This window comes from Psychrobacter sp. UBA2769, assembly GCF_002352555.1.
In the GTDB taxonomy this organism is placed as follows: domain Bacteria; phylum Pseudomonadota; class Gammaproteobacteria; order Pseudomonadales; family Moraxellaceae; genus Psychrobacter; species Psychrobacter maritimus.
Genome location: NZ_DEIR01000020.1, coordinates 1 through 26,898, shown reverse-complemented (window position 1 = coordinate 26,898; position 26,898 = coordinate 1). Strand labels below are relative to the sequence as shown.

The window sequence follows — 26,898 nt, the reverse complement described above, 5'->3', positions numbered from 1 at the left end:
CTATATTTTGTACTGTTAAACTGCTATAACTAAAAAGATTGTTATCAAAAATACGATAGGACGCCTTATGTCATTGCCAGCCAAATTGTTCAAATCGCTTGCCAGCATCAAAAAAGACCTAAAAGAAGACATCGATGCGGTATTCAACCGTGACCCAGCGGCACGGAATAGTCTGGAAGTCATCCTGACCTATCCTGGCATCCATGCGCTTGTCTTACATCGTGGCGCCCATTATCTTTGGAATCATGAACAAAAACTGGCAGCGCGCGTTATCTCCTATGGCTCACGCATCGTAACCGGTATTGAGATTCATCCTGCTGCTAAAATCGGTAGGCGCTTCTTTATTGACCACGGTGTCGGGGTTGTGATTGGCGAGACAGCAGAGATTGGTAATGATGTCACTCTATATCATGGTGTGACCCTTGGCGGCGTTTCGTGGAATAATGGCAAACGCCATCCAACGCTAGAAGATGGCGTGACAGTTGGTGCGGGTGCCAAAGTATTAGGACCCTTTACCGTCGGTAAAAACGCTAAAATCGGCTCAAATGCGGTTGTTGTCAAACCTGTGCCAGCGGGCGCTACCATGGTCGGTAGCGCGGCACGTATGATCTCAGACAATCACGATGAAAAAGGCAACCCCATTGCGACCAAAGTCCAAGATGCCAAACAGGAAGAAAAAGTCGCGCAAGCTGGCAGTACTGACAAAGTAAAAGACACAGTATCGAATACCAAACGAACCACAACCTTTCAAGCCTACGGTATTGACCCTTTCTCTCAAGACCCTGTCGCAGAAGCCTTTGCAAAAATGCTTGAGCACATCCAGCAATCAGAAAACCGCCTAGATCAATTGCAAAGCGCGATGTGCCAAATCGATCCTAATTTTTGCAAAAAGGAATACGATAAGCTGTGCTTAGAGGATTTAGATGTGATTGGGCGGTCTGATATGGATGCAGCCGGCGCTGAGCAGAAGTAAGCTGCTAGCTATCTTAGATACTAAATAAAAAGAGGCCAAACAGCCTCTTTTTTTATGTTAACCAATTGATAAATAGCGTTTTATCTATTAGCTATTAAACAGATAATATTTATAAGAATGACGAGTCAGGCTGCGTCAAAAACTCTATTTCTTCGCCAGTCGAAACCCGTCCTAAAATGTCATTACGATGAGGATAACGACCAAATCGATCGATAATGACTTTATGTTTCATCTCAGCCTCTACGGTATCGGCATTAGTATATTGCTCAAACAGAGTGACTGCTCCTTGATGAATCAGTTTTGACTCACTGTGCATATACGGCATAAGTACAAACTTACGCGCCTCTACAGTTTCAAGTATTTCTAATGCGCCAGCAGTAACCGCTTCTTGAGCGAGCGCCAATGCCATACTATCTTGAGCAAAGGCCGCTGGCGTATCACGATAAATGTTGCGCGAAAACTGGTCTAAAATGATTATCTCAGCCAACCTACCCTCAATACTACATCGCCATTCATATAACTCTGACGCCGCTGCTTGCTCGAGCAATTCACTGTATCGCTCGATTAATAACTTATCAAAATCTACGTCTTTCTCAAAAAACTGTTGGCTACCGACCTCTTTAAAACAAAAATCTAATATCACTTTATACATCGTTTTCTCAAACTCACTATTTAAAGGTATGATTTACAGGCTAAATTTAAAATTATTGTCTAAAAATATTGAATATTCGCTTATGGTTTTATAACCACTAATGAATATTCAGCCATGATGACTTATACTTTTCATTATCCATAAATAAAAATAGGAAATCTCATGGCTCGTTTACAAGACAAAGTTATCATTATCACAGGCGCGGCTCAAGGGATGGGCGAAACTCATGCGCGTTTATGTCTGGAAGAAGGTGCTAAAGTGGTATTGACCGACATCAATAGTGAAAAAGGCGATGCATTGGCAAAAGAGCTTGGTGATAACGCCCTCTTTATCAAGCATGATGTCACCAATGAAGATGATTAGGCACAAGTCGTTAAAGCAACCCAAGAAAAATTTGGTCAAATCGATGTCTTAGTTAATAATGCAGGTATCACTACACACAAATCTATCTTAGATACCTCAGTGGACGACTATCGTAAGATTCTAGAGATTAACCAAGTGTCGGTCTTTTTAGGCATGAAAGCGGTTATTCCAACGATGAAAGCAGCCAAGCAAGGCTCTATCATCAATATCTCATCGATTAACGGTTTGGTCGGTGGCGCTATCGGCTATACCGATTCTAAATTTGCGGTACGCGGTATGACCAAAGCCGCAGCATTGGAGTGCGCCCCTCACGGCATTCGCGTGAACTCCATTCATCCAGGCGTCATCGCTACTCCAATGATTATGCAAGGCGATACCAAAGATGCGGTTGAAGCTTTTGCCAAAACCATTCCAATGAGACGTGTGGCGCAGCCCGAAGAAGTCAGCGGCATGGTGCTATTCTTAGCTTCAGATGATTCAAGCTACTCAACCGGCTCAGAGTTTATTGTTGATGGTGGTTTGACCGCGCAATAATAATTTTTGCGCTGAACCATGTAAATTTGATAAAAGCTGGGCATTTTGCCTAGCTTTTATTTTGAGGCACTTAAAGAAAAACATTATCCTTTAATAAACCCTTCTTAACTTCTTGAATAACTATTTAAAACTAACTCTTCAATCCCTGCTCTTTCATGGGCCTTAAATGGATATCTATCCGCCATTATTATCCATTTTTTGCTTAGGCTATTTTGTTTATCATCTAATTTTATTAGTAAAATATCAATATCCATGGTGACTATTTTCATAGGATTCTTTATTGACTCAGAGGAACGCTGTCTACCGCAATCACTTTCAAACTGCTTAAAGGTCTGCTGCAACTGCTGCAAGATCATGGCAGATGTAAGCGTTAGATAAACACACTGATTGGTATAATCAGGTTTTGGCAGCTCAGGTGTCGCCGTAAAATCAGGGTTTTGAAATGCCATGGACAGCTGTATCTCGCCTAAAACGGCTAATTTCTCTCGAATGAGCGATAAGTATTTTTCTGCTTGATAGTTACTACCCAAAGCCAATAGCACCGCCGTCACAGAATGCGTTTGCAGCTGTTCAGGCACGCACTTTTTTAAGTCATCAAGATTCAAATTAGCCAGATTTTTATGCATCTTACGCATCATCGCCTTTGCTTGCAGTTGGCTTGTCAGCACCGGCTTTGGCATAACGGGTGATTTGCACCCCAACCGCATCAGCCTGCTCAATAGCAGTCGGCTTGGCAACGCTTAACGTTATTTTATGGCAGGTGTATTTTTCGAGCAGCTTATCAGCGATTTGCCCAGCCAAATGCTCCAGCAACTGTGCTTTAATTGCTTGGCACCATTCGCTGACATCATCACAGACTGCTTTGTAATTCAGCGCATCATGGACATCGTCTGAAACAGCAGCTTTACTAATATCTGTTTCAAGCGCTATATCAATTAGGAGCGGCTGAGTAATGGCGCGCTCCCACGCGTAAACACCGATGACTGCTTCTACTGTTAAGCCTTTGACAAATACCACATCAGATTCGGTATGAAACATGCGCTCATCCTTATTTATTAATTTTTGACTGAGCTTTTTAATTTAAGTCTTTAGCTCAAAATTTTATTTACTTTGTTTTTTTTACTTACTTTGCTGCAACGCTTCTTCACGTAGACGCTCGGCTTTTAACGCTTTACTAGGGCGATGACGCCACAAGTCTATGCTGAATAATAACAGCCCGAGCCAAATCAAACCAAAGACGGCTAAACGGTTTAAGTCAAAAGGCTCTTTATAATAAAAAACCGCCAAGAAGAAAATAAAGGTCGGCGTCAGATAATTCATAAAGCTTAAAATACTATAAGCAACCAGTTTAGTCGATCTATTAAATAACAGTAATGGTATCAGCGTAATCGGACCTGCCAGCATTAATAACCAGATGTTTGGCGTAAACCAAAAGCTCAGCTGGCTACTGACCACATCCGCTTGCCAAAACCACCAAATAAAGATAGGTACCAGCATGGTAGTTTCGACAAACATTGCATCGACCGCGGTCAATGGCGTTTGGCGCTGAATCGTGCCATAAGTACTAAAACTAAAAGCAAGAATAAGTGATAACCATGGCAAGCTACCGAGCATGACTACCTGAATAACGACAGATAACAGCGCAAACCCAATCGCGACCCATTGCAAAGGTCGCAGACGCTCTTTGAATAAAATCATCGATAGCGCCACCCCAACTAATGGCCCGATAAAATATCCTAAGCTCGCCTCAAGGATTTGATCGTGGTTGACCGCCCATACGTAAGTGAGCCAGTTGGTGGCGATAATAATACCTGATAAAAACGTCAACGCTATCCACTTTGGATTTTGCTTTAAAGTATCTATCCACTGCCAGCGCTTGGTCACGACCACGACGATGAGCAAACAGGCAAACGTCCAAACAATACGATGACCGATGATTTCTGTCGCGTTATAAGCGGCTAATTGTTTAAAATATAACGGAAATGCGCCCCATATACAAAAAGCAATCAGCGCAGTGACGATACCACTTCGTGTGGTTTTAATGGGAACGACTGGTTTTTTGACAACATTTTGAGTAGTCATAAGGCAAGACAACTTAAATTAGAGCAAAGCGCGACCTCACCTAATGTTTATCAATAATGAAAACTTAGCGGTAAGAGCGCAGGGTTACTACATATAGGGTAGAAAGTAAAAAGCAATGCGTTAATACTATTTAAGTATCAACACATTGCTCACGACAACAACGTTAAAAAATAACTTTAAAACGACTTTTACATTAAGGTTTACAAGTAACCTTTTAGATTTTATTGAATCCTGAAAGACAGCACTTTAAGACTCTATAATTTAAAGACCAGTACTTTAAAAACCAAAATTCAAAAACCTATACTTTAAAAGCAAATAATAAGGCTTACTATTTTAATATGGCATTAAGCTGCACCATTATCCACTTTAATAGACATACCAATTTGATTGGCAAGCTCAGCAAATCCTGGGAAACTGGTATTGACGGTTTCAACACCTTCGATGGTAATTTGCTTAGAAGCACGTAAGCTGGCAACCGCAAAGCTCATGGCAATACGATGATCATGATGCGAGATGATATGTCCGCCGCCAAAGACTGGCTGGCTGTTATTCACTTCATTAACATCAGCATTACTGCCCTTACCTTCAATACCTTTACCTTCAATGATCAGCCCGTCTTCAGTCACCGTACAATCAATGCCTAGGGTTTGTAGACCATCTGCCATGACCGCAATACGATCCGACTCTTTCACGCGCAATTCTTTTGCACCGGTCAACACCGTGCGACCTTGGGCACAGCTAGCAGCAATAAATAATACTGGGAATTCATCAATTGCTAAAGGTACTAAATATTCTGGAATTTCGATACCGACTAAGTTTGAACTACGAATAGTGATATCAGCAACTGGTTCGCCGCCGACATGGGTCTCATTACTTAAGCTGATATCAGCTTGCATCAGTTTTAAGATATCGATGATACCGGTACGCGTCGGGTTAATACCGACTTGCGTAAGGGTCAACTCGCTACCTTGACTGATAGCCGCAGCGACCATAAAGAATGCCGCTGAAGAGATATCAGCAGGCACAGCGATATTACCGCCTGTGAGCGTGCCACCACCTTCGACGCTGACGCGATTGCCATCAACAGTCACAGGATAACCAAAGGCTGATAGCATACGCTCGGTATGATCGCGGCTAACTTCAGGTTGAATGACAGTCGTAGTACCTTTTGCCCAAAGTCCAGCCAGCAATAAGCAAGATTTAACCTGAGCAGAAGCGACCGGCATATCATATTCCATACCTTGGAGAGGCTCACCAACATTCGCACGACCTGTAATACTCAGTGGCGCAGTACCATTATGACCGGTACTTTGAATAACCGCACCCATCTCACGTAACGGCGCGGCCACACGTTCCATCGGGCGCTTGTTTAGACTGGTATCGCCTGTTAATACACTATCAAATGACTGTGCCGCTAAGATACCGGCTAGCAGACGCATACTGGTGCCTGAGTTGCCCATGTATAATGGTGTTTTGCTTGGCTTTAAACCATTCATACCAACGCCATGGATGGTCAATTTGCCTTTATCAGGGCCTTCAATGCTCACACCCATATCACGAAACGCCTGTAAGGTGGCAAGCGCATCTTCCCCTTCCAAAAATCCAGTGACGTTGGTGACACCTGTCGCAAGGCTACCAAGCATGATACTGCGATGCGAGATCGACTTATCACCAGGAATGGTAATGGTGCCAGAAACGGTGTTGCTAGGAGTAATATTATAAGAAGCTGACATGGCAGAAGTATCCGTATAAGGGGTGCTGGCTAACATATGGCCAAAATGTCGCCGTGCGGCTTGCGCGCGGCCCAAAAGTCCCATCAGGGCAGTTGAATCTTTATCAATAATAAGCTGGCGCATGGTCTGTAGATAAACGCCATACTCATCAAGGGCGCTCACAATGGCGCTTTGATTGGCAAAAAATATATCATGCCACATTTTAGGGTCGCTGGCAGCAATGCGGCTGAAATCTCGAAAACCACCCGCTGCATAACGAAACATATCTAAATTATCATCATGACTCGCCAGCTGCTCAACCAAATTAAACGCCAGCAAATGCGGTAAATGACTGGTATGCGCCAATATCGCATCATGATGGCCAGCCTCCATCGGCATGACAGTCGCACCTACCGCTTCCCATAACTGCCGTAGCTTAGCAATGGCGTTATCATTGGTCGTTGGTAGCTCGCAGATAATGACGCTATGATTGACAAATAAAGTGGCACGCCTGGCATGATACCCTGAATTTTCAGCACCAGCAATCGGATGCGCGGGTACAAAGCCCGTTGGTAATGAGGTAAAGACCGCTTTTGCCGCCTCAATGATATTAACCTTGGTACTACAGACGTCGGTTATCATGCAATCAGTAGCAAGCTGTCCGTTATCCATCGCGGTTTTGATATCAACAAACACGGCCTCTACCGCTTGCACTGGCACGGCGATGACAATTAAGTCACTGCCTGATACCACTTCACTTAAGACGGCACTACCCGCATCTAGCAAACCTTGCTGAATGGCTTCGTCGATGCTCGGTGCATGTCTATCAACCGCCACCAAGCGCTCACTCAAACCATTGTCTTTGATGGCTTGGGCAAGGCTGGCACCAATAAGCCCGAGACCAATGACACAAACTTGCTTAAATAACGGCGGCTGAGTATGGATATTGCTAATATTATTTTTCTGGCGACTCACGGCGTTTCTCTTTCAACAAACCAATATCAGTAAGCGTAAAGCAAGCTGATATTGGCGTCATAAAATTGAATAATTAATCGAATCAGTTGTTTATTAAACGACAGAAAGCTGAGTTTTTATCAGTCATCAGTCAAGATTGAACGTAGGGTATCAATCAGGCGCATATTATCTTCTGCAACCCCTACCGTGATACGCAGCCAATTAGGCAAGCCATAACTCTCTAGTGGACGGACTATCACGCCCTGCTCCAGCAATGCTTGATAAATGGCAGCCACGGTTATGTCCTCCATCTCAACTTCTATTTCAACCATAATAAAGTTGGCATACGACTTGATAAACCCTAACCCTAGTGCGTCAAACTGCTTTTCTAACCAGCGCATTTGCTCTTGATTATTGAGCCTCGATTTTTCAATAAAGTCTTGGTCAGCAAGCGCCGCGGCGGCGGCGGCGAGTGCCACCCTACTGACATTAAATGGCTGACGAATGCGATTGAGTAAATCTGCGACCGGCACTGAGCTAAGCGCATAACCAATACGTAAACCCGCCAGTCCATAAGCTTTTGAAAAAGTACGTACAATAATCACGTTATCAAATTCATCGAGCAGCGACCTATTGTTACTCTCAGGGCTATATTCGATATAAGCTTCATCTAACACGACCAATACCGAGCTTGGCACACTAGCGACAAACGCACGTAGCTCTTCATGCGCAAGCTGGGTGCCAGTTGGGTTATTAGGATTGGCGATAAACACCATCTTGGTATTAGGATTGTCCACTACCGCCTGACTCATCGCCTTTAAATCATGACCAAAGCGACTGGCAGGTACTTCTATGCCTGTCGCTCCTTGCATTTTGGCCAGCATCGGATAAATGATAAAGGCGTATTGGCTATAAATGATGGCATCATCACTACCGGCAAAACTACTCGCTAGAATATATAGTAAATCGCTAGAACCATTACCCAAGGTAATTTGCTCGACACTGACATCATTAACATCAGCAAGCGCTTGCTTGAGATAATAACCATTGCCATCAGGGTAACGTGCCAATTCGCCCAATTGCTCGGTAATCGCGAGCGTAACGTGCGGTGAGCAGCCCAGCGGATTCTCATTGCTGGCAAGCTTTACCACGTCTGAGACGCCATATTCACGCGTCAACTCCTCAACCGGCTTTCCCGTTTGATAAGGCGCCAGCTCTAAAATACTGTCATAAGCAGGCATTAGCGGTGATAAATTTGACTCTGTCGAATGAGATGACTGCATGATTTATCCTTAAAGGTGATAACGCATTTGCTGCTGGTTAATACCTGTTTAGTAATATCTACTTGTTAATATCTGCTTATTAAGCATTGCTAGCGGTTTGATAAATACTTTAACTAAGCCAGTTTATAGCACGGCTTTTGGATAAGAACCTAGAATACGCAAATCTTTGACCAATGGTCGGATATCAGCAATCGCTGCACTCACATTTGCGTCTTCAATGTGTCCATCCATATCGATAAAGAACACGTAAGCCCATTTATTCGGACGTTCAGGGCGGGTCTCGATACTGGTCATCGACACGCCATGATAAGACAAAGGCTTTAAGATTTCGATCAGGGCGCCTGCTTTATCATGCGCTGAAACCATAATTGAGGTTTTATCGTGTCCTGATGGCGCAATTGCTTCATGACCGATAATTAGGAAACGCGTGGTATTGCTTGGATTGTCTTCGATGTTTGAGTAAAGCTTATGTAAATCGTACTCTGCAGCAGCCACATCACCGGCAATCGCCGCTGAATGCCACTCGTTTTTGAGGCGACGGGCTGCTTCGCCATTGCTTGATACCGCCACGCGCTCGACATTTGGATAATTAACATCAAGCCAATGACGGCACTGCGCCAATGATTGCTGATGCGAGTAGATACGGCTTAAGCCATCTATCTTGGTATGTTCAGCAACCAAGAAATTCTGGTGAATAGGCAACTCAACTTCACCGATTATCTTTAACGTAGAAGATAAGAAACCATCTAAGGTATGGTTAACCACGCCCTCTGATGAGTTTTCAACTGGTACCACACCATACATCGCTGTGCCCGCTTCGACTTCGCGAAAGACGTCAGTAATGGTATTTAGTGGCACAGTATCAGCAGCTTTACCAAAGTGCTTTAATGCTGCAGCATGGGTAAAAGTACCGACAGGGCCCAAAAATGCAATACGTTGCGGCGCTTCTAAGTCGAGGCAGACCGACATGATTTCACGGAATAAGCGTGCCATTTTTTCATCGGCAATAGGTCCGGTATTACGTTCCATTACCGCTTTTAAGACTTGTGCTTCACGCTCAGGACGATAAAAAATAGGATTGGTCTTTTCAGCATCAGGACTATTGGCAACGTGGTTTTTCTTCACGGTCGCCACTTGCTGAGCCAGTTTGGCGCGATTGTTAATCAGCGTCTGAATTTCGCAGTCTACCGCATCAATACTTTGACGCAATGTGTTTAAAAACGCTTTATCAGTTGCAGCCTCGCTGACGCTTGCAGGGGTTTGGTTTATCTTGTCTACATTTTGCTCTGGTGACTGCTCACTCATTACCGCCCATCCTTTTTCTAATGTTGTTACTAAAGTTTATAACTGTTATCTGTTAGCGATGACTGTCTGTGCAATATGCTTGTTTTAATAATACATGCTTACTTACTTTTGATGTTTCGTGCGCGCCAAACAGCTGATCGGCTCTACTATAGCAAAAACTATCGACAGTGCCCATTCGTAAATGCGCGTAAACGGTCAATTTGCTATAAATCTTAGCACAGTTATACCCTATAACGACTAAGCTCTGTGAAACTATCAGGCTACAGACGCTTAAATCTATGATACAGTTTAAAGGCTCTTATTAAAGGCGCATAGTTTTAACAGCGTATAAGCTTTAATAATGCTTAATTTTTAATAGCGTATAAGTTTTAACGACGCATGAGCTTAATAGGTTTAAGTTCAAAAAACCGCTAAGACGCTATTGCTAAGCAAAATCCCAAGCAACACCACCATGATAAACCGCTGTATGAATAAAAAAACATCATGGACAACAAATTTAAATAACACCGCTAAATAAGAACATAACAACGTTAATTGACCATACCAAGGATATCTGATGAGCGCATTACAACAGCTTCGCACCATGACCACTATTGTCGCTGATACGGGCGACCTTGCCGCCATTGCGCGCCTAAAACCCATCGATGCCACTACCAATCCCAGTCTCATTACCAAAGCACTCATTCATCCGGATAATGAAGCCATGCTGTCAGAGACCATGAGTCGCCATCGCGGTGATATCGATGCGGTGATTGATGAGCTGACCATTCAAATTGGCTGTAATATTCTGGCATTGATTGAAGGTCGCGTTTCAACCGAAGTCGATGCACGCTTGTCTTATGATACCCAAGCGACCATTGATAAAGCCTTAAGCTTTATGGAAGCCTATCAAAAAGCAGGTATCGACTCAGAGCGCGTCTTAATTAAGATGGCAGCAACGTGGCAAGGGATTGAGGCCGCACGTTATCTTGAAACCCAGGGTATTCACTGTAATCTGACGTTATTATTCGGTCAGCATCAAGCGATTGCCTGTGCCGATGCTGGTGTGACGCTGATATCCCCTTTTGTTGGGCGTATTTTAGATTGGCAAAAACGCCAGCAAAACCGCCAAAACGTTCCCGCTTCAGACGATATGGGCGTGCAATCGGTCAAGCTTATTTATCAATATTACAAGCAGCATGGCTATAAAACACAAGTGATGGGAGCAAGTTTCCGCTCGACTGAGCAAATATTGGCATTGGCAGGTTGTGACCTGTTAACCATCGCGCCCAATCTCATCGATGAGCTGGCAGCGATGGATGTTGAAGTAACGCGCCAGCTATCACCAAGCATGTCAATGGATTTGGCCGACATGACCAAAGTCAGCTTAACGCACGACGAATTCAGCGCCGCCTATCAGCAAGATACGGTCACACAAGACTTATTACCTAAGGGTATCGATGGCTTTATCGGTGCGCGTGATGAGCTTGCGAAAATGCTAGCAGACATGCGTGATTAACAACCAAACTTACTATATGTCCGAGGCCTCTGCCTGCTAATCACGAGTGCTGAGATTGCCACAGCGTGAACCGCTTGTCATAAAAGAAATTTGCCTGCCCCTATTAAGTTGGCTATGATAAGCGACTTTATATAACAAAAAGCAAGGCTCGATTATGAAACGGCTAGCAGTGATATTAGCAGGTAGTACGCTTGCAATGAGTGGCTATGCGGCAAACTGGTTAGAGGTATCAAAAAGTCAGACTGGCTCTATTTTTAGCTTAGATTTGGATTCTATCGAACGCTCAGACATTCATATTATTGACGAAAAAGCAGTCGAAAATATTACCGTCTCGATTCGTAGAACCTATCCTATTCCAAAAACCGTGGTGATAAAGGATAGTAAAGAAAAAGACAGCAAGGAAGGTAAGGACAAACAGACTAAAGAAACCGACATCCATCATAGCGACCAGCAATTACTCATCTCTTGTAAGGATTCTAGCTACTATCGGCGCGCTTACGTTAACTACGCTGCTGACGATAAAGTGTTAAAATCTTGGCAATCAGAAAAGCCGATATTGACGACTAAAGACTTTAAGGTGACCAAGCCGAAAACAATTAGTCGCATGCTAGTAGAGCAGGCCTGTAAAAGTTACCAGCAAGATAAGTAACGCAGGTCAAGACGAATCAACAAAGTACATGCCATTAAAAAGCGCGCTGAACTATTCAGCGTGCTTTTTATTATGCTAAAGAACTCTTCTCTAAGCTTTTAAAACCGTATAAACCGGCACAGGGAATTCGCCGTGTAAATCAACAAGGTCTAACAATACCAATGCGCCGACCACGGTGTGCTTAGCAGACTTGCACAGCTCATAAGCAGTCATCAGCGTGCCGCCAGTAGCCAAGATATCATCGACCAATAACACGCGCTCAGGTGGCAAATTATTTTGCATCTCAAGCATGTCTTTACCATATTCTAAAGCATAAGCTTTATTGGCAACCGGTGGTGGCAATTTGCCAGGTTTACGCAGCAAAATCATACCTTTACCCAAGCGACCTGCGAGCAAACTGGCAAATACAAATCCGCGTGCCTCAACTGCACCCAAGCAATCTACGTCATCAAGCAGACCCGCAGGCATTACAGCTAGCATCTCATCAATCACGGCATTAATATGACTGCGCAGTAACGGCGTAATATCATAAAAATCAATGCCAACTTTTGGGAAGTCTGGTACTGTGCGAATGATTTGCCAAAATGGATGATCGGTATTGAGTGTCGGCGAGGATTTGGTTGTGGTATTAGCTGATGAAACGTCGGCAGTAGCGCTCATGATAACCCTTTGCGTATAGTACTGGAAGAGGATATGACAGTGATGGTCGATATCTCAATTGGTAAAATTGGTAGCAAGAATTATAGCATAATCGACTTTATGGCGGAGATAAAACTGGCGAAGTTAGCACTACTAAAACCATTAAGTGGGTACTCTATGACTTGATAAAAGCTGGTTAATCTCAATATACAAGTGTAAACTTAACTATGAAAATTACGGTTATATGATAAACTACGTGCGTTTTTACGGTCTAAATATTGACTATAGTAGTGAATATAAGCCTTAAAAAACACCTAGTAACACTGGTTTTAATAACAGTGACAATAATCGATAGGACTATTTATGAAACGTTATGAATGTATTGTCTGCGGCTGGATATATGACGAAGAGCTCGGCTGTCCTGAAGAAGGCATCGCGCCCGGCACTAAATGGGAAGATATCTCTGATGATTGGATTTGCCCAGAATGCGGCGTTGGCAAGCTTGATTTTGAGATGCTCGAACTTTAAGCCAATGACCGTTTAAATAGGATACTTCATGACACAATCAAACCCCATCAATAGTGCGCCTAGGATTTTAGAAGCGCCTGAGATTTCAGAGGAAAATGGCAATTATCCAACCCCTGAATGGCAGCAATTTGGCAACCATAATTGGCGTGCATCCGACTTAAGCGAGCATCTTCATCAAGCAATGATAGATATTGGTGACGGTATCGAGCTGTGCGTTGAGGCGGGTGGTAATCCAAACAATCCGCCGCTACTCATGATTATGGGACTTGGCTCACAAATGATATTTTGGCCAAATAACTTTATGAAGCGCCTTATCGATGCCGGTTTTTTTGTGATTCGTTTTGACAACCGTGATATCGGCTTGTCGTCCAAAGTACAGATTGATGGTTTGCCACGTATCAGTCAGTTAAAAATGATGATGCGCCTGCAAACAGGTCTGTCGAATAAAGGTGCGCAGGTTGCTTATAACTTAACCGATATGGCGGAAGATACGGCGCGTTTAATCAAAGCCTTGCACCTGAGTAAAACGCACCTACTTGGCGCTTCTATGGGCGGTATGATTGCTCAAATCGTCGCCGCGCGTTATCCAAGTCTAGTACAGCGCATGGCCTTGATGTTTACCACCACCAACCGCGCCTTTTTAAAACCGCCTAAGCCGAAGCAGTTATATACCCTCATCAATCGCCCTGAGAGCCATTCTGAGCGTGATATTGTGCGTCATAGCGTCTGGTTTATGAAGACTGTCGGCACGCCAGGGCATGTCAATGTGCGTATGGTACGTGACATCGCTAAGATACGTTATCAGCGTAATTTTCATCCACTCGGTACTGTACAACAGCTAAATGCTATTTTAGCCTCAGGCTCGATTAGCAAATATAGCAAGCAAGTTAAAGCGCCGACGATTGTGCTGCATGGTAGCGCAGATGGGCTGTTACCCGCCTCGCAAGGACGAGTGGTTGCAAAGACCATTCCCAATGCAAAATTCCATTTAATCGAAGGTATGGCGCACGATATTCCAGAATACTATCAGCCTTATATGGTCGATTTGATTAGCAATCATCTGTTAGAAAAATAGTGTTTTAAGCTTAAAACCCTAAATTAACAAACCATAAAAAAAGAGGGTCAGAGCGATGGATTATCCATCGTTCTGACCCTCTTTTTTTACCTGCCAAATTAAGCGCGATATTAAATGATAAGTACTAAGTATCAATCACAACCAACACTGCTACCCTCTTTATCAATACACATCTTAGCGCCATTTTTTAAATTACCAATCCATGCTTTGCCACTTGTGAATACAAATGCTGGCTGGTCTTTATAACTATCGCCTACGCTCACCCCGCTCTTATCAAAACGGAAAGGAATTACTAACTCGCCGCCTAAATTAACAAAACCCCATTCGTTATCGATACGCACGCCCGCCAATCCTTCAGAAAATGGACGCACCTCATCAAACGAATACGTAATCATGGTGACATTATTGTCATCAACAAAGCCCCACCTGCCATCTTGTTGGCGCGGCTGCAGTGTGGCAAAAGGACTAGATGGCGCTGATTGTTGCATCTCCTTGACGTTTTCGTTAGTTGTCGATGTTTGGCTATCAGCCTTACTGTTCGAATTCGGGTCGCGCGTGGGTTTGCCATTTTTATCCAACCAGCTTATGGCTTGGTTTTTACGCACGCGCGTCATGCCGCTACGATAATCATCGATATCACTAATCGCGGCAGAAAATGGCACGATTGTTTTATTAGCGGTATCGATGACCCCATAATGACCGTTTTGTTTGACCACGATGCGACCTTCAGACACGGGACGCGCCCAACCTTGACTCTCCTTGAGCATATCGTACATCGCAGGGATAGTCTCGCGACCTTGCATATTGACGTAACCTACCCGCCCGTTACGCAGTACCGGTAGCAATCCGCCCGATATCTTATCAGCATCTACTTTTTGATAGCGGGATAAATCAACCACGCTTTTACCTTGTTTATTAATCAAGGCAACTGGTGCGCCAAAATCTTTTATCGCTAAAAAATAGCCGCTACTCGCTGTGCAAGAGACATTTTTATAATAACTTTTGGGAATTTTACAGCTGGCTGCTTGGGCATTTGACATTAAAAAAGACGTAGCAGTTATAATGCTCATCACAAACAGGCTCATCACAAAACTGCCGCGTGACAATTGTAGCGGTAATCTAGAGAGGGAGAGTTTTTGTCGTCTTGATATAGAACGTAGCAGCATAAGCAAACCTAGGCTAAAAGTAATAGAGGCTATTTGAAAATTTAAAGCGTGTCGTTATTCTAAAATATTCAGGGTTTTAAAATGCAGATAGCTAGTAGAGTAACAAATAGCGACGTTTGCGCCAATGCTATTCCTGTAAGAAGGTGACTGGTTTATTTATAGTGTGTGATAAGTCATTATAAAATAAATCGCCCTAAACCATTCCATTTCGAGTGCAAAACACTGACAATATAGCTTATTTAAATCACCGCTTTAGCAAACAACAATTAAAAAGCATCTTAAAAAAAGCATCATAGTAATGAGATAAGGATATTGCATGGCTACTGCCTCTTCACGCTCTGCCGCTACTGGCTTAGTCATTGGTTGTGTTATTTTTGGTTTGGGTAGCTTGATTGTTGCTCATGTCGATATCGGTGGCTGGGCGATGTCATTTTGGCGGCTGGCTATTTCAGGCGTGGTATTTGCTGTATTGGCTAAAGTAACGGGGCAGCGATTACCGCGCTCAAAGCGTGCTATTTTTTACGGTTTATTATCGGGCGCATTTTTAGGACTCGATTTGGCATTATGGCATGAGAGTATTTATGCGGTCGGTCCTGGTATCTCAACCTTACTTAATAGCTTACAGATTTTCTTTTTAGCAGCCATTGGTTTTTTATATTTTAATGAGCGCCAATCTATCTTGCAGCTTATCAGTTTATTTTTAGCCATGTTGGGCGTGGCAATGATAGGCAGTCCTGAGTTTGCGCAAAATACTGCCGCGACTTGGGGTTTCGTCACGGGCATCGTCTCAGGCGCCATGCTTGCCGCGTCGATGACCTTTATCCGCAAAACCCACGATACTGAGCCAACGCCGATATTTATGCTCATGCAACTGATTAGCATCGGCGGCGTAGTGGCGATGATTGTCCCGATGTTTGTGTTCGATATGGGCAATATCTTGCCCAATACGTGGTCTGAGATTGGTTGGGTATTGATTTACGGCACCGTGATGCAATGCTTAGCGTGGGGGCTTATCGCCTACTCTATACCTAAACTGTCCTTGGCATTGACAGGGCTGCTGTTATTGACCGAGCCCATTGCCGCTTTGGTGATTGATTATAGCTGGCTCGATAAACCGATTAATACCTTACAATGGAGCGGCGCATTGCTGACCATGTTTGCCATTTATTTAGGTTCATTAAAACCTAAACCACGCGCGCTAAGACGTTATCGGTTTTTTTCACGATTTTATAAACGTGACTATAAATAAAGAACGCAGCAAATAACAATGTTTATAAATAAGCGTCATAACAAATAAAAGCCACAATGATTATTGTGGCTTTTGCTTATCAATATATTAAGCTCTTTAATTTTATGAGTAAAACATCACTATTTTTAACAGTGAGCCTTTTTGACGATTAATCTTTTTGTCTATTAAATAAGGCATTAAGCACAATCGCGGCTAAGGTGGCCGTACCAATACCGCCTAAGTCAAAGCCACCTAGATGCAAGCTAAAATTACCCGTACCCATAATAACGGTGACCGCAGCAATGATTAAATTGCTGTTTTTGCTAAAGTCGATATGATTGTCTATCCAAATTTTTGCCCCTGCAATCGCAATCAAACCAAATACCACAATAGATGCGCCGCCCAATAAAGCCGCCGGTATCGTTTGAATAATTGCGCCAAACTTTGGTGATAATCCAAGCAAGATAGCCACCAGACCTGCTACCACAAAAATCGTCGTACTATATACTTTGGTCACAGCCATGACACCGATGTTTTCTGCATAAGTGGTCACACCAGTACCACCAAAACCTGCCGAAAACGTTGTCGCCAAGCCATCAGCAAAAAATGCCCGACCCATATAAGGCGTTACTCGTGCTTTAGTCATACCTTCGACCGCTTTAAAGTGCCCTAAGTTTTCGGCAACTAAAATAAAGGCAACAGGCGCAATTAATATAATCGCACTCATCTCAAAACGCGGTGAATGAATACTTGGCAGACCAAACCATGACGCTGCTGACACACTAGTAAAGTCAATCGGAACGCCATAACCGAGCACATTGGTCATGAAAAAATAGGCGATATACGACAATATCAAGCCAACCAATAGCAGCAAACGGCGCAGCATACCGCGGGTAAATACTGCTACCCCACTGATAAGCAATACCGTCAGCGTAGCCATCCATGCATCAAACTGATTGGCAGACACCCCTTGAATGGTCACTGGTGCTAAATTCAGACCAATAATCATCACAATTGCACCGGTAACAATAGGCGGCATTAAGCGCTCAATCCAGCCTGTACCCGTCTTCATGACCAATAGACCTATCAAAGCATAAATGATGCCGCATGCCATGATACCGCCCAAAGCGACATTCAAATTGTCATTAAATCCCACGCCTGCATAAGCCGTCACCGCAATAACCGGCCCAATAAAGGCAAAGCTTGAGCCCAAATAACTAGGCATACGCCCACCGGTAATCATAAAAAACATCACCGTACAAATACCGGACATCAAAATGGCTAAATTGGGGTCAAAGCCCATTAATAATGGCGCCAGCACCGTCGCCCCAAACATCGCAAAAGTATGCTGCACACCTAATAGAACGCTCTTTGCTGGCGGCAAATACTCATTGATACCGACCGGATCACGATCCAAATCACCGCCATACGGACGCCACGTTGGAAACCAACGACCATTATCAAAGTCTGGATTGTGCGGATAACTCATCGCAGCTGCATCAATACCAGCCGCTTCTAATGCATTGTGCGAAGCAGATTCTTGGGTGCTATTTTCGGGGTTTGGAGAATGAGGTTCGGGAGTTGTCATGCGCTGTCCTATTTGAGCTGAGAGAATATTAGTCAGCTAAAAAACTGTGAGAAATACAACTATGAGAATACAGATATGAATTCAGTCAAAACGATAACAACTAAGTCATGCCAATCATCAACAACTATAGAGGAATTAAAAAACGATAACAGCAGGAAAGTCATTTACTTTGACCAAATATAGACCGTCAAATAGGTTCTATTAAAAGTAGTTTAAGGATTTCTGCGACGTTGTTCACTATATAGTGTTAGCAAGATTACAGGATGTTACACAGGTAATGGCTGCGAGCATGATAACGGAGTTCTATGATAAATAAAAGTTATTATTCAGCAGGTCTCTGTACGCCTATACTGGGAGACATTTATAGATAATATCCCATGTTTTTTAAATACTCACATTTATTAAAGTGTGCATTTAAATAAATGCCTGCCCTTGTCATTGTGCTGTATTTATCAAGGCTTTGGGGGCCGTTATCTATTATCTTTTTTCACACCAGTACTTAAGCCTATTTATCACATACGCTGATGCACTGACAATTTATTGGTATTTATATGATTAGTGTTTTCGACTTATTTAAAATTGGTATTGGACCGTCGAGCTCTCATACGGTCGGGCCCATGGTGGCGGCCAATTTATTTTTGACATCATTGCTTAAGCAAAGCCCATTAACGACGATTAAAAATATTGAAATCGAGCTTTATGGCTCGCTGGCCGCTACTGGTAAAGGGCATGCAACCGATACGGCGATATATTTGGGTTTACTGGGACATACGCCGAGTACCATTGATACCCGCTTGACTGGCGAATATCTAGCGCCTATTTTTGCTGATAAACAGCTTAATTTATCAGGCAAACATATTATCGACTTCGATAGCGAGCGCGATATGTATTGGTACGATGATACGGTATTGCCTTATCATCCTAATGCCTTGACCATCCGCGCGTTATTGGCCGATGGTAGCAATTACCAGCAGACCTATTATTCGGTTGGTGGCGGTTTCGTTATCAACGAAGATGACGCAAATAATCCCGATGAGGATCATGCCAGTCCAACGATTGATATCGTTCCCTACCCTTTTAATACTGCCGCAGAGTTGCTTGAACAATGCCGTGAGCATGGGTTAAGTATCAGTGAGCTGGTACTCGCTAACGAGTGTCACTATCGCAATCAAGCAGACATCTTTAGCTATTTAGATACGATTTGGGAGGTGATGCAGGACTGTGTGACTCAAGGTTGTAAAAACAGTGGCATTTTACCGGGCGGACTTGATGTTAAACGCCGTGCTCACGATTTACATAATCAACTATGCGCTGAAAAAGACTTGCCTATCGCCAAAACCGATAAGCTCGCGGCGATGGATTGGGTTGATTTGTATGCCCTTGCCGTCAATGAAGAAAATGCCAATGGCGGTAAAGTTGTCACAGCACCGACCAATGGTGCGGCGGGTATTATTCCTGCGGTCTTGCACTATTATCGTGATTTTTTACCCAATTATAACCAAGATGGCGTCCGTAAGTTTTTATTAAATGCCACCGCCATTGGCAGCTTAATTAAACAAAACGCTTCTATCTCTGGTGCTGAAGTGGGCTGTCAAGGCGAAGTCGGTTCAGCCTGTGCCATGGCAGGTTCGGCATTGGCAGAGATTATGGGCGGCTCGCCAGCGCAATGTTTGAATGCTGCTGAGATTGGTATCGAGCATAACTTAGGGCTGACTTGTGACCCGATTGGCGGCTTGGTACAAGTCCCTTGTATCGAGCGTAATGCGATGGGTGCGGTAAAAGCCATTAACGCCGCTCGTCTTGCCTGCCGCGGCAATGGTCAGCACTTTGTCTCTTTAGATAAAGCCATTGAGACTATGAAGCAGACAGGCGCTGATATGTCTGATAAATACAAAGAAACCGCACGCGGCGGTCTTGCTATTTATGCTGATAACCGCATCCCCACGGCTACCCGCGGCGTTAGTGTGAATTACAGTCAATGTTAATCTACACAATATTTTTAATCGTTTAAAGCAAAACCAAAAAAGCCTCTAATGATTAGAGGCTTTTTCTATAATAATCTACAACTAAAATTATTCAGCTGTTTTTGAAACCACTTCGTTTAGAATCCAAACTGGCTTAACCACCTGAGTTGCTTCATTCATAACCGCTTCTTGGCGCACATCTAAAATATAGCGATAATTTGGCTCATAAGTGAAGCCTTGAATATTACCGTTTAAAGGGGTGTAGTTTTTCTGATAAGTCTGACGATACTGTAAGCACTCTGACTCAATTTTATTGCCATTAGCATCTGGCAGCTCACAAACTGCTTTTAGAGGTGCTATTTCTATTTTAAAGCTTGGAATGTTAACCACTTTGACATTCATTGCTTCGCCTTCAACCACCATAGTACGCTCATCATTCATACCCATGGTAGAACAGCCTGATAAAACAAAAGTCGTCATCAATGCAGCAATTGCTAATTTTTTCATTATTAAATCCTCAGTTTATTAGTATTAATCATTACCTTTTGAACTCATTTTAATCAATTGTCATTATTCAAAAGGTAGTAGGCATTTATGAAGATACTGTGAATGAAAGGTTCGGTTTTGAATCTACTATAACTATAAAGTCAAAACTATAAAATCGAGATAAACTCAATTTAGGTTAAATGACCCAACCTCCATCAGTACCGTCTATTGTTTACTACAGCTAGTATAGGTCGCCCAACCCCTTAGCCTCTATAACTGGTTTGTAACGTAACGTCAGCTTTTGCAACTGATGTTAATAAACGGTTTTTATTCATGGTTCTTTATTACCGGTCTTTTATTAACAGTGACTTATTAATAGGAGAGATTGCGGTTTTGAATAATTTGGTATTGAATTATTTAGTATCTAACATAAAAAAACGCTCAAAACCATTTCAGCTTTGAGCGTTTGTATAAAAATATAAATGATTTTTAGCTACGATAATCCGCGTTTATTTTGACGTAATCGTAAGATAAATCGCAGGTATAAACGGTATCGTGAGCATCGCCACGTGCCAAATCAATATGAATGGTAATCTCAGGACGACTCATAACCTCTTTGCCAGCCGCTTCCGTATAGCTCGGAGCCACACCACCATTTTCACAAATCATCACTTCATCTAGATAGACATCGACTTGCTCGGTATCAAGGTCGTCGATACCGGCATAACCAACCGCTGCTAAGATACGACCCCAGTTAGCATCACTGGCAAAAAACGCCGTTTTGACCAGTGGTGAATGTGCAACGGCATACGCCACATCGCAGCATTCTTGCGTGGTATTGCCGCCCGTGACTTTTACCGTCATAAACTTGGTGGCGCCTTCCCCATCTCGTACAATCAATTGTGCCAAGCGCACAAACACTGCTGTTAAAGCGTCAAATATCGGCTGATAATGCGGATGCTCTGGGCTATCAATAATCTCTGAGCTCGCTGTTCCGGTTGCAATCAAGACGCAGCAATCATTGGTTGAGGTATCACCATCGACAGTAATGCGGTTAAAGGATTGCTCATTAATTTTGCTCAGCGTTTCTTGCAATAAGTCAGCGGCGATATTAGCATCAGTGGCCACATAGCCAAGCATAGTCGCCATATTGGGGCGTATCATTCCCGAGCCTTTTGACATACCCGTAATATGATAGCTGATAGCATCGACGTCAACCTTTTCACTGGCAAGCTTTGGAATCGTATCCGTCGTACGAATACCATTGGCCGCGGCCAGCCAATTATCAGCAGCCAAATTGGCTAAGGCATTGTCTAAGCCTGCGATAACAGCATCACTGTTTAGTTGCTCGCCTATCACGCCTGTCGAAAATGGCAAAACAGTACTGACATCCACGCCAGCTTTGGCAGCTAGAGCGCTACAGATATCAACCGCGCGGCGTTTACCATCAGCGCCCGTACCAGCATTGGCGTTGCCGGTATTGGTGATTAAATAACGCGGACTCGCTTTAGCAAAGTGTTCACGTAAAACACGTACCGGTGCGGCACAAAAGGTATTTTTTGTGGTCACAACCGCAGTGTTGGCGCTATCAGCAATCTCTATCACCACCAAATCATCGCGGTCTTTGTAGCGTACGCCTGCAGCGGTGGCGCTTAGTTTAATCCCATCGATAGGATAAATAGTATTGGGTATTGCAACGTTGCCGACAGCCATCATTCAATCCTTATTCATCAATGCTGATGCATTATTTATTGGTTATAAGTTATCTTTATAAAATCTTAGTTATACGCTCTTGGTTCTAAAGCCTGTTATTAAAAACCTGCTGTCTTTAATCAAGTTATTATACTTTATTTAAGTCAAACGCTGCCCAAATTGGCGCATGATCAGAGGGTTTTTCCATGCCGCGTAGCTCATAGCTAATACCCGCATCAACGCAGTGCTCTATTAAATCCGCCGTACATAAAATGTGGTCGATACGCAGACCACGTTTCGGCTCATCATTAAAACCGCGACTGCGATAATCAAACCAACTATATAATTCGGTACTCTCTGGATAATGCAGACGATAAGTATCGGTCAGCTCGCGTGACATCAAGTCACTATACCATTCACGCTCTTCGGGTAAAAAAGAGGTTTTTCTATTTTTCAGCCAACGCTTGGCATTGACCTCACCGATACCAATATCGACATCTTCTGGGGCAATATTCATATCACCCATGATAATCAGGGAGCGCCCTTCTGCTTTTAGCGTATCGATATAGGTCATCAAATCTGCATAATAGGCACGCTTCATAGGGAATTTGGTCGGATGGTCTTGGCTCTCTCCCTGCGGAAAATAACCGTTAAGCACATCCACTTCACGTCCATCGAACACATAGCGCGCATGGATAAAGCGTTTTTGCGCCTCTTCATCTTCACCAGGGAAGCCTTTTTGTACAAAGATAGGCGCAACTTTCGATAATAACGCGACACCATAATGCGCTTTTTGACCAAAGTACTCGACGTGATAACCCAGGCTCTCGACATTTTCGAGCGGAAACTGCTCATCATGCACCTTGGTCTCTTGTAGACCCATTACATCAGGGTCGATTACCTCTCGCACCGCCTCTAGCTGATGTTGACGAGCGCGGATACCATTGATATTAAAACTGACAAAACGGGTCATAAACTGTCCTATACTAATGAATTAAAACAAAATACTGCTATAAACGAGTATTGCTATTTAAACGACCGACACTTTAAAAGTGCGACCATTAAATAGTGCGGCTATAAAATAAAGCAGAGCGGCAATATATATTGGATTCACTTTAAAACAGAGACAGTGCGACTGGAATGAATTTTTCGTAGCCTCTGTGATAGCAGCAAGCAAGGAAAATTTATCCCAGTCGCACCTAAAGATTAATATATCGATTTTATTCTGAACTGACTATATAAAGGTTTATGATAACAGACATCGGCAAGGCTATCTGTTGCGCGCCCTTATCTCTTACGATAGAGTAGCTATTAAAAGCAGCCACAGATGCGTTATCGATTTTTTCTTATTTTTATAACCATATCTATAAATGTTTAAACCCTAAAAATAAATTATTAAGTAAATTTACTGAGCAACATTATGACAATTATGAATAAAAATACCCATACACCACCTATTAGCGCAAGCACACCGCTATTTGCCACTGATTATAATGTATATATTAACCATACTGATGCGGGCGGCATAGTTTACCATGCCAATCATTTAGTATTCTTTGAAAACTGTCGCCGTGATTGGTTTACCAAGCTTGGTTTAAATGGCTATTTTTTGCAGACTGATGATGGTGAGATTCAGCATTTTGTCGTCAGTCAAGCCGACCTGCAATACAAAAAAGCCATTCTATTAGATGAAGTCATTAATGTACGTATCGATAAGGTCGAATTAAAACCTGCCAGTATTGTATTTTATCAAAGCATTCATCGCTCAATGCCAACTGTAGATGCAAATGATGATACTCAGGCAAACACTGCTGTTTCAAACAGCAATTATTCCAACAATACCTTGTTAAGCAGCACTAAAATCGTTATCGCTTGCGTGCAAAATCAAATCACGCCAGCTTCTATATCTGATTCTGGTTCTGATGCGACTGCCAACCATAGTGCACCTATGCGTCCTATTCGCGTACCGCAAAAATTACGCGAGACCATTGAGCAAGCGCTCATACAACATACTAATAATTAAAATGATTGAACGACTAGGCTATGAGCGCCAATAAGACGGATAATAAGGCTTTTATGCTAGCATTTGAAGATATTTGGGTCCATAGCAAGCGCGCGACTCCGCTCCCGACTTACCGCCGATGGTTCACAAAAAGACAGAAGAGTTCAGCTTCCGACGATGCTTTATCCATTAATAACCGTGCATTGATAAGCGGTGCCAGTGGTATATTACTGGCTGGGCAAGTAACGGTTTTGACGGGCGCTTCTGGTAGTGGCAAGTCTGTCTTATTGCGCGTATTAGCAGGGCTACTGCCTATGACGACCGGCGACGTTTGGCTACAAAGCGATGCGCAAAAGAGGGATACTCGTAATAGCATTCATGAAATAGCACCCATGCATTGGCGCTCGCGGGTCGCCCTTCTCGCGCAGCAGCCACAATTGCTAGAAGGCAGCGTTATTGATAACTTGCAATTGCCCTATCCTTTGGCAAGCCATCAGCACAAGCATTTTAATATTGACTGGCACATCGAGCAGCTTGAGTATTTAGAGCGTACCTCTGACTTCTTACAACAAGACGCCAACACTCTGTCGGGTGGCGAACGGCAACTGGTCAATACACTGCGTTTATTGCAATTAAACCCGCAAGTATTGTTATTGGATGAACCTACTGCAGCCTTAGACGTCGATACGTCAGCGAAACTCGTGCATTTGCTTATCAACTGGTTACGTCGTGAGCCGACGCGCACATTATTGTGGGTAACTCATGACACGCAGGATATTATGCCATTAGCAGATAAACATTGGCATATGGATGCCGGCGTTTTAACCAAAGTAGATTAACCTTGCCTTTATAACGAGCTCCCGTGATGAGTACAGATAACATGCAAATCGTACTGACTTATGCTGATATTGCGCTTGCCAGCAGTTTGATTATTATCGTGCTGGTCGTGTCATGGTTTTTGCGTCTAAGATTGACCAAAACACTTGTCATTGCTGCTGTCCGTACGGTGATACAGCTTAGCTTTATCGGCCTGATATTGGCATGGATTTTCGCTCGGGAACAATGGTACGAAGTCCTTATTATTCTGACCATCATGACTTTGATTGCCGGTAGCGCTGCCAAAAATCGAGTCAAACGCACGTATAAGGGCTTGTTAGTTGATACGTTAATCGCTGTCAGTGCATCAGCAGTATTGGTTACGGTCATCGCTATTAGTCTGATTTTGCAAGTGCAACCTTGGTATACGCCGCAATTTATCATTCCTATACTGGGCTTAATACTTGGCAACTCTTTGACCGCTATTTCCCTGACCAGCAATCAGCTTATCGAAAACTTCCATGGGCAACAAGGGCGTATCGAGATGATGTTAAGCCTTTCTGCCAAACCATTCGAAGCAGTACACGAACAAATACGAGCGGCTATCATCAATGGCATGACGCCCACCCTAAACTCGATGCTGGTTGTCGGCATTGTCAGCTTACCGGGTATGATGACTGGGCAAATACTTGCCGGTGCCGACCCCACCCAAGCTGTGCGTTATCAGATTGTAACGATGTTTTTAATCTGCGTCAGTAGCACCCTTGGCTGTACGATAAGCGCTTTACTTATTTATCGGCGATTTTTTAATAAAAAACAGCAGTTCATCCTACCATAACGACCGTTGGTCATCTTTTGATTGCATAATGAATAAATTTATTTATCCGCATTTTATATGTACTGACCAGTACGCTCATGCTAATATTACCTTTACTTAGATTCATGCTAATGTATTGCTTAAATGTATCATTATATGGACGATACATTATTTTTTAGTTGCGAATAATTGGTAAAAACGCTTTAAAATTGAGTGTCACTTTTTAAGATGATCATATTTATTTAAGACCAATGCTTTTATCATTCATCAAAACTGAACAACAGAAATTGGCAGTCCGTCAATAGATAAGGATATTATCGAACTCAGCGGCAATTGTTTTAAGTCAGCGCTGATTTTTTTATTGACACGGATATGACTGCTTAACGATAGAAACCTAATTGAACTTCCAGGACGCTGACTATGACGTTGAAAAAACCTTGGCTTGCCCAATATCCTAAGAGTGTGCCTAAAACTATCAATCCAGATAGATATGGCAGCATCATGGAGCTCTATGAAGAGTGCTTTGACCGCTTTCGTCTGCATCCAATGAGTATCTGTATGGGTGTGACCCATACTTATGATGACATTGATAAAGCATCTCTTGCGGTTGCCGCTTGGCTACAGGCGCAAGGACTTCCTCAAGGGAGTGTGGTTGCACTGATGATGCCAAACGTGCCGCAATATCTGCCAACGATGATTGGTATTTTGCGCGCAGGTTATGTCTGTACGCCAGTCAACCCTCTCTATACTGGGCGCGAGCTGCGTCATCAGCTAAATGATTCCGGTGCGAAAGCTATCTTTGTCGTCGATAATTTTGCGCAAGCACTCGAGCAAGTCATTGATGAGACCAATATCAAACATATTGTCTTATCAAAAATGGGCGATATGATGG

General features: G+C 43.2%; 24 protein-coding genes and 1 pseudogene. 12 read left to right on the top strand and 13 right to left on the bottom strand.

What is annotated here, in order from left to right; all coding sequences use genetic code 11:
* The first annotated feature begins 67 nt into the window (after window positions 1-67).
* Entirely contained in the window at window positions 68-973 is a 906-nt protein-coding gene (cysE, locus tag B3Q63_RS09275) for a serine O-acetyltransferase (RefSeq protein ID WP_296175977.1), read from the top strand.
* 109 nt (window positions 974-1,082) lie between these two features.
* On the opposite strand, the gene B3Q63_RS09270 is transcribed toward cysE, so the two are convergent.
* Complete coding sequence (locus B3Q63_RS09270) at window positions 1,083-1,625, bottom strand: DUF924 family protein (RefSeq protein ID WP_286796692.1); 543 nt, start codon at window positions 1,623-1,625, stop codon at window positions 1,083-1,085.
* 162 nt (window positions 1,626-1,787) lie between these two features.
* Here B3Q63_RS09270 and B3Q63_RS09265 point away from each other — a divergent pair.
* Window positions 1,788-2,522 (top strand): annotated as a pseudogene (locus B3Q63_RS09265) (glucose 1-dehydrogenase).
* A gap of 104 nt (window positions 2,523-2,626) precedes the next feature.
* Here the strand turns inward: B3Q63_RS09265 and B3Q63_RS09260 are convergent.
* The 6 genes from B3Q63_RS09260 to pheA all read right to left on the bottom strand — a co-directional run bounded on the left by B3Q63_RS09260 (window position 2,627) and on the right by pheA (window position 9,858).
* Window positions 2,627-3,202, bottom strand: coding sequence for a 2-amino-4-hydroxy-6-hydroxymethyldihydropteridine diphosphokinase (locus tag B3Q63_RS09260; protein WP_296175973.1), 576 nt, complete (start codon window positions 3,200-3,202; stop codon window positions 2,627-2,629).
* A complete protein-coding gene (gene folB, locus B3Q63_RS09255) occupies window positions 3,150-3,560 on the bottom strand; it encodes a dihydroneopterin aldolase (RefSeq protein ID WP_296175972.1) in 411 nt (136 codons plus the stop codon). The genes B3Q63_RS09260 and folB overlap by 53 nt, the downstream gene beginning before the upstream one ends.
* Window positions 3,561-3,641: 81 nt before the next feature.
* Window positions 3,642-4,604, bottom strand: coding sequence for an EamA family transporter RarD (gene rarD, locus B3Q63_RS09250; protein ID WP_271133180.1), 963 nt, complete (start codon window positions 4,602-4,604; stop codon window positions 3,642-3,644).
* 344 nt (window positions 4,605-4,948) lie between these two features.
* The gene (locus B3Q63_RS09245) at window positions 4,949-7,291 is read right to left on the bottom strand and encodes a bifunctional prephenate dehydrogenase/3-phosphoshikimate 1-carboxyvinyltransferase (protein ID WP_296175971.1); all 2,343 of its coding nucleotides are present in this window, start codon (window positions 7,289-7,291) and stop codon (window positions 4,949-4,951) included.
* Between the two features lie 119 nt (window positions 7,292-7,410).
* Window positions 7,411-8,553 carry a histidinol-phosphate transaminase gene (hisC, locus tag B3Q63_RS09240; RefSeq protein ID WP_296175969.1) on the bottom strand — a complete coding sequence of 381 codons (1,143 nt, stop codon included), beginning with the start codon at window positions 8,551-8,553 and terminating at the stop codon, window positions 7,411-7,413.
* 123 nt (window positions 8,554-8,676) lie between these two features.
* Window positions 8,677-9,858: a prephenate dehydratase gene (gene pheA / locus B3Q63_RS09235; RefSeq protein ID WP_201563403.1), complete on the bottom strand. Its 1,182-nt coding sequence runs from the start codon at window positions 9,856-9,858 to the stop codon at window positions 8,677-8,679.
* Between the two features lie 556 nt (window positions 9,859-10,414).
* On the opposite strand from pheA, the gene B3Q63_RS09230 reads away from it, so the two are divergent.
* Together B3Q63_RS09230 and B3Q63_RS09225 are read left to right on the top strand one after the other, a co-directional pair.
* On the top strand, window positions 10,415-11,356 hold the full coding sequence (locus tag B3Q63_RS09230) for a transaldolase (protein WP_201563405.1): 942 nt from the start codon (window positions 10,415-10,417) through the stop codon (window positions 11,354-11,356).
* A gap of 154 nt (window positions 11,357-11,510) precedes the next feature.
* Window positions 11,511-12,005 (top strand): hypothetical protein, encoded by a 495-nt coding sequence (locus B3Q63_RS09225; RefSeq protein WP_281491369.1) that lies wholly within the window; start codon window positions 11,511-11,513, stop codon window positions 12,003-12,005.
* Between the two features lie 90 nt (window positions 12,006-12,095).
* On the opposite strand, the gene B3Q63_RS09220 is transcribed toward B3Q63_RS09225, so the two are convergent.
* Entirely contained in the window at window positions 12,096-12,665 is a 570-nt protein-coding gene (locus B3Q63_RS09220) for an adenine phosphoribosyltransferase (RefSeq protein ID WP_296175965.1), read from the bottom strand.
* Between the two features lie 342 nt (window positions 12,666-13,007).
* Between B3Q63_RS09220 and B3Q63_RS09215 the strand changes: the two genes are divergently transcribed.
* Window positions 13,008-13,172: a rubredoxin gene (locus B3Q63_RS09215; protein ID WP_281491368.1), complete on the top strand. Its 165-nt coding sequence runs from the start codon at window positions 13,008-13,010 to the stop codon at window positions 13,170-13,172.
* A gap of 28 nt (window positions 13,173-13,200) precedes the next feature.
* The gene (locus B3Q63_RS09210) at window positions 13,201-14,247 is read left to right on the top strand and encodes an alpha/beta fold hydrolase (RefSeq protein ID WP_201624772.1); all 1,047 of its coding nucleotides are present in this window, start codon (window positions 13,201-13,203) and stop codon (window positions 14,245-14,247) included.
* Between the two features lie 131 nt (window positions 14,248-14,378).
* Here the strand turns inward: B3Q63_RS09210 and B3Q63_RS09205 are convergent, their stop codons facing one another.
* Window positions 14,379-15,413 carry a WG repeat-containing protein gene (locus B3Q63_RS09205; protein ID WP_296175959.1) on the bottom strand — a complete coding sequence of 345 codons (1,035 nt, stop codon included), beginning with the start codon at window positions 15,411-15,413 and terminating at the stop codon, window positions 14,379-14,381.
* Between the two features lie 316 nt (window positions 15,414-15,729).
* On the opposite strand from B3Q63_RS09205, the gene B3Q63_RS09200 reads away from it, so the two are divergent.
* The gene (locus tag B3Q63_RS09200) at window positions 15,730-16,662 is read left to right on the top strand and encodes a DMT family transporter (protein ID WP_296175958.1); all 933 of its coding nucleotides are present in this window, start codon (window positions 15,730-15,732) and stop codon (window positions 16,660-16,662) included.
* A gap of 148 nt (window positions 16,663-16,810) precedes the next feature.
* Here the strand turns inward: B3Q63_RS09200 and B3Q63_RS09195 are convergent, their stop codons facing one another.
* The gene (locus B3Q63_RS09195) at window positions 16,811-18,130 is read right to left on the bottom strand and encodes a solute carrier family 23 protein (protein WP_406947517.1); all 1,320 of its coding nucleotides are present in this window, start codon (window positions 18,128-18,130) and stop codon (window positions 16,811-16,813) included.
* A 650-nt stretch (window positions 18,131-18,780) separates the two neighbouring features.
* Between B3Q63_RS09195 and B3Q63_RS09190 the strand changes: the two genes are divergently transcribed.
* On the top strand, window positions 18,781-20,214 hold the full coding sequence (locus B3Q63_RS09190; RefSeq protein WP_296175955.1) for an L-serine ammonia-lyase: 1,434 nt from the start codon (window positions 18,781-18,783) through the stop codon (window positions 20,212-20,214).
* A gap of 87 nt (window positions 20,215-20,301) precedes the next feature.
* On the opposite strand, the gene B3Q63_RS09185 is transcribed toward B3Q63_RS09190, so the two are convergent.
* The 3 genes from B3Q63_RS09185 to xthA form a co-directional block, all read right to left on the bottom strand.
* A complete protein-coding gene (locus tag B3Q63_RS09185) occupies window positions 20,302-20,700 on the bottom strand; it encodes a DUF4377 domain-containing protein (protein WP_183617989.1) in 399 nt (132 codons plus the stop codon).
* Window positions 20,701-21,168: 468 nt separating this feature from the next.
* Complete coding sequence (gene argJ / locus B3Q63_RS09180; RefSeq protein ID WP_296175952.1) at window positions 21,169-22,392, bottom strand: bifunctional glutamate N-acetyltransferase/amino-acid acetyltransferase ArgJ; 1,224 nt, start codon at window positions 22,390-22,392, stop codon at window positions 21,169-21,171.
* 127 nt (window positions 22,393-22,519) lie between these two features.
* The gene (gene xthA, locus B3Q63_RS09175) at window positions 22,520-23,344 is read right to left on the bottom strand and encodes an exodeoxyribonuclease III (RefSeq protein ID WP_201628523.1); all 825 of its coding nucleotides are present in this window, start codon (window positions 23,342-23,344) and stop codon (window positions 22,520-22,522) included.
* 456 nt (window positions 23,345-23,800) lie between these two features.
* Here xthA and B3Q63_RS09170 point away from each other — a divergent pair, with 456 nt between their 5' ends.
* The 4 genes from B3Q63_RS09170 to B3Q63_RS09155 form a co-directional block, all read left to right on the top strand.
* Window positions 23,801-24,394 (top strand): hotdog domain-containing protein, encoded by a 594-nt coding sequence (locus tag B3Q63_RS09170; protein ID WP_296175948.1) that lies wholly within the window; start codon window positions 23,801-23,803, stop codon window positions 24,392-24,394.
* A gap of 20 nt (window positions 24,395-24,414) precedes the next feature.
* Window positions 24,415-25,212 (top strand): ABC transporter ATP-binding protein, encoded by a 798-nt coding sequence (locus B3Q63_RS09165; protein ID WP_296175946.1) that lies wholly within the window; start codon window positions 24,415-24,417, stop codon window positions 25,210-25,212.
* A gap of 26 nt (window positions 25,213-25,238) precedes the next feature.
* The gene (locus B3Q63_RS09160; protein WP_296175945.1) at window positions 25,239-26,027 is read left to right on the top strand and encodes an ABC transporter permease; all 789 of its coding nucleotides are present in this window, start codon (window positions 25,239-25,241) and stop codon (window positions 26,025-26,027) included.
* A 399-nt stretch (window positions 26,028-26,426) separates the two neighbouring features.
* Window positions 26,427-26,898, top strand: a 472-nt coding sequence (locus B3Q63_RS09155) for an AMP-binding protein (RefSeq protein WP_296175943.1), incomplete at its 3' end; no start/stop codon positions are given.

What these genes read in the sequence shown, in the direction of transcription:
- B3Q63_RS09170 (WP_296175948.1), top strand. Translation starts at nt 23,801, where the DNA reads ATGAATAAAAATACCCATACACCACCTATTAGCGCAAGCACACCGCTA.
- B3Q63_RS09200 (WP_296175958.1), top strand. Translation starts at nt 15,730, where the DNA reads ATGGCTACTGCCTCTTCACGCTCTGCCGCTACTGGCTTAGTCATTGGT.
- B3Q63_RS09160 (WP_296175945.1), top strand. Translation starts at nt 25,239, where the DNA reads ATGAGTACAGATAACATGCAAATCGTACTGACTTATGCTGATATTGCG.
- B3Q63_RS09230 (WP_201563405.1), top strand. Translation starts at nt 10,415, where the DNA reads ATGAGCGCATTACAACAGCTTCGCACCATGACCACTATTGTCGCTGAT.
- B3Q63_RS09210 (WP_201624772.1), top strand. Translation starts at nt 13,201, where the DNA reads ATGACACAATCAAACCCCATCAATAGTGCGCCTAGGATTTTAGAAGCG.
- B3Q63_RS09225 (WP_281491369.1), top strand. Translation starts at nt 11,511, where the DNA reads ATGAAACGGCTAGCAGTGATATTAGCAGGTAGTACGCTTGCAATGAGT.
- argJ (WP_296175952.1), bottom strand. Translation starts at nt 22,392, where the DNA reads ATGGCTGTCGGCAACGTTGCAATACCCAATACTATTTATCCTATCGAT.
- B3Q63_RS09195 (WP_406947517.1), bottom strand. Translation starts at nt 18,130, where the DNA reads ATGAGTTATCCGCACAATCCAGACTTTGATAATGGTCGTTGGTTTCCA.
- B3Q63_RS09260 (WP_296175973.1), bottom strand. Translation starts at nt 3,202, where the DNA reads ATGCCAAAGCCGGTGCTGACAAGCCAACTGCAAGCAAAGGCGATGATG.
- xthA (WP_201628523.1), bottom strand. Translation starts at nt 23,344, where the DNA reads ATGACCCGTTTTGTCAGTTTTAATATCAATGGTATCCGCGCTCGTCAA.
- pheA (WP_201563403.1), bottom strand. Translation starts at nt 9,858, where the DNA reads ATGAGTGAGCAGTCACCAGAGCAAAATGTAGACAAGATAAACCAAACC.
- B3Q63_RS09190 (WP_296175955.1), top strand. Translation starts at nt 18,781, where the DNA reads ATGATTAGTGTTTTCGACTTATTTAAAATTGGTATTGGACCGTCGAGC.
- rarD (WP_271133180.1), bottom strand. Translation starts at nt 4,604, where the DNA reads ATGACTACTCAAAATGTTGTCAAAAAACCAGTCGTTCCCATTAAAACC.
- B3Q63_RS09185 (WP_183617989.1), bottom strand. Translation starts at nt 20,700, where the DNA reads ATGAAAAAATTAGCAATTGCTGCATTGATGACGACTTTTGTTTTATCA.
- B3Q63_RS09205 (WP_296175959.1), bottom strand. Translation starts at nt 15,413, where the DNA reads ATGCTGCTACGTTCTATATCAAGACGACAAAAACTCTCCCTCTCTAGA.
- B3Q63_RS09270 (WP_286796692.1), bottom strand. Translation starts at nt 1,625, where the DNA reads ATGTATAAAGTGATATTAGATTTTTGTTTTAAAGAGGTCGGTAGCCAA.
- B3Q63_RS09165 (WP_296175946.1), top strand. Translation starts at nt 24,415, where the DNA reads ATGAGCGCCAATAAGACGGATAATAAGGCTTTTATGCTAGCATTTGAA.
- B3Q63_RS09215 (WP_281491368.1), top strand. Translation starts at nt 13,008, where the DNA reads ATGAAACGTTATGAATGTATTGTCTGCGGCTGGATATATGACGAAGAG.
- B3Q63_RS09220 (WP_296175965.1), bottom strand. Translation starts at nt 12,665, where the DNA reads ATGAGCGCTACTGCCGACGTTTCATCAGCTAATACCACAACCAAATCC.
- hisC (WP_296175969.1), bottom strand. Translation starts at nt 8,553, where the DNA reads ATGCAGTCATCTCATTCGACAGAGTCAAATTTATCACCGCTAATGCCT.
- cysE (WP_296175977.1), top strand. Translation starts at nt 68, where the DNA reads ATGTCATTGCCAGCCAAATTGTTCAAATCGCTTGCCAGCATCAAAAAA.
- folB (WP_296175972.1), bottom strand. Translation starts at nt 3,560, where the DNA reads ATGTTTCATACCGAATCTGATGTGGTATTTGTCAAAGGCTTAACAGTA.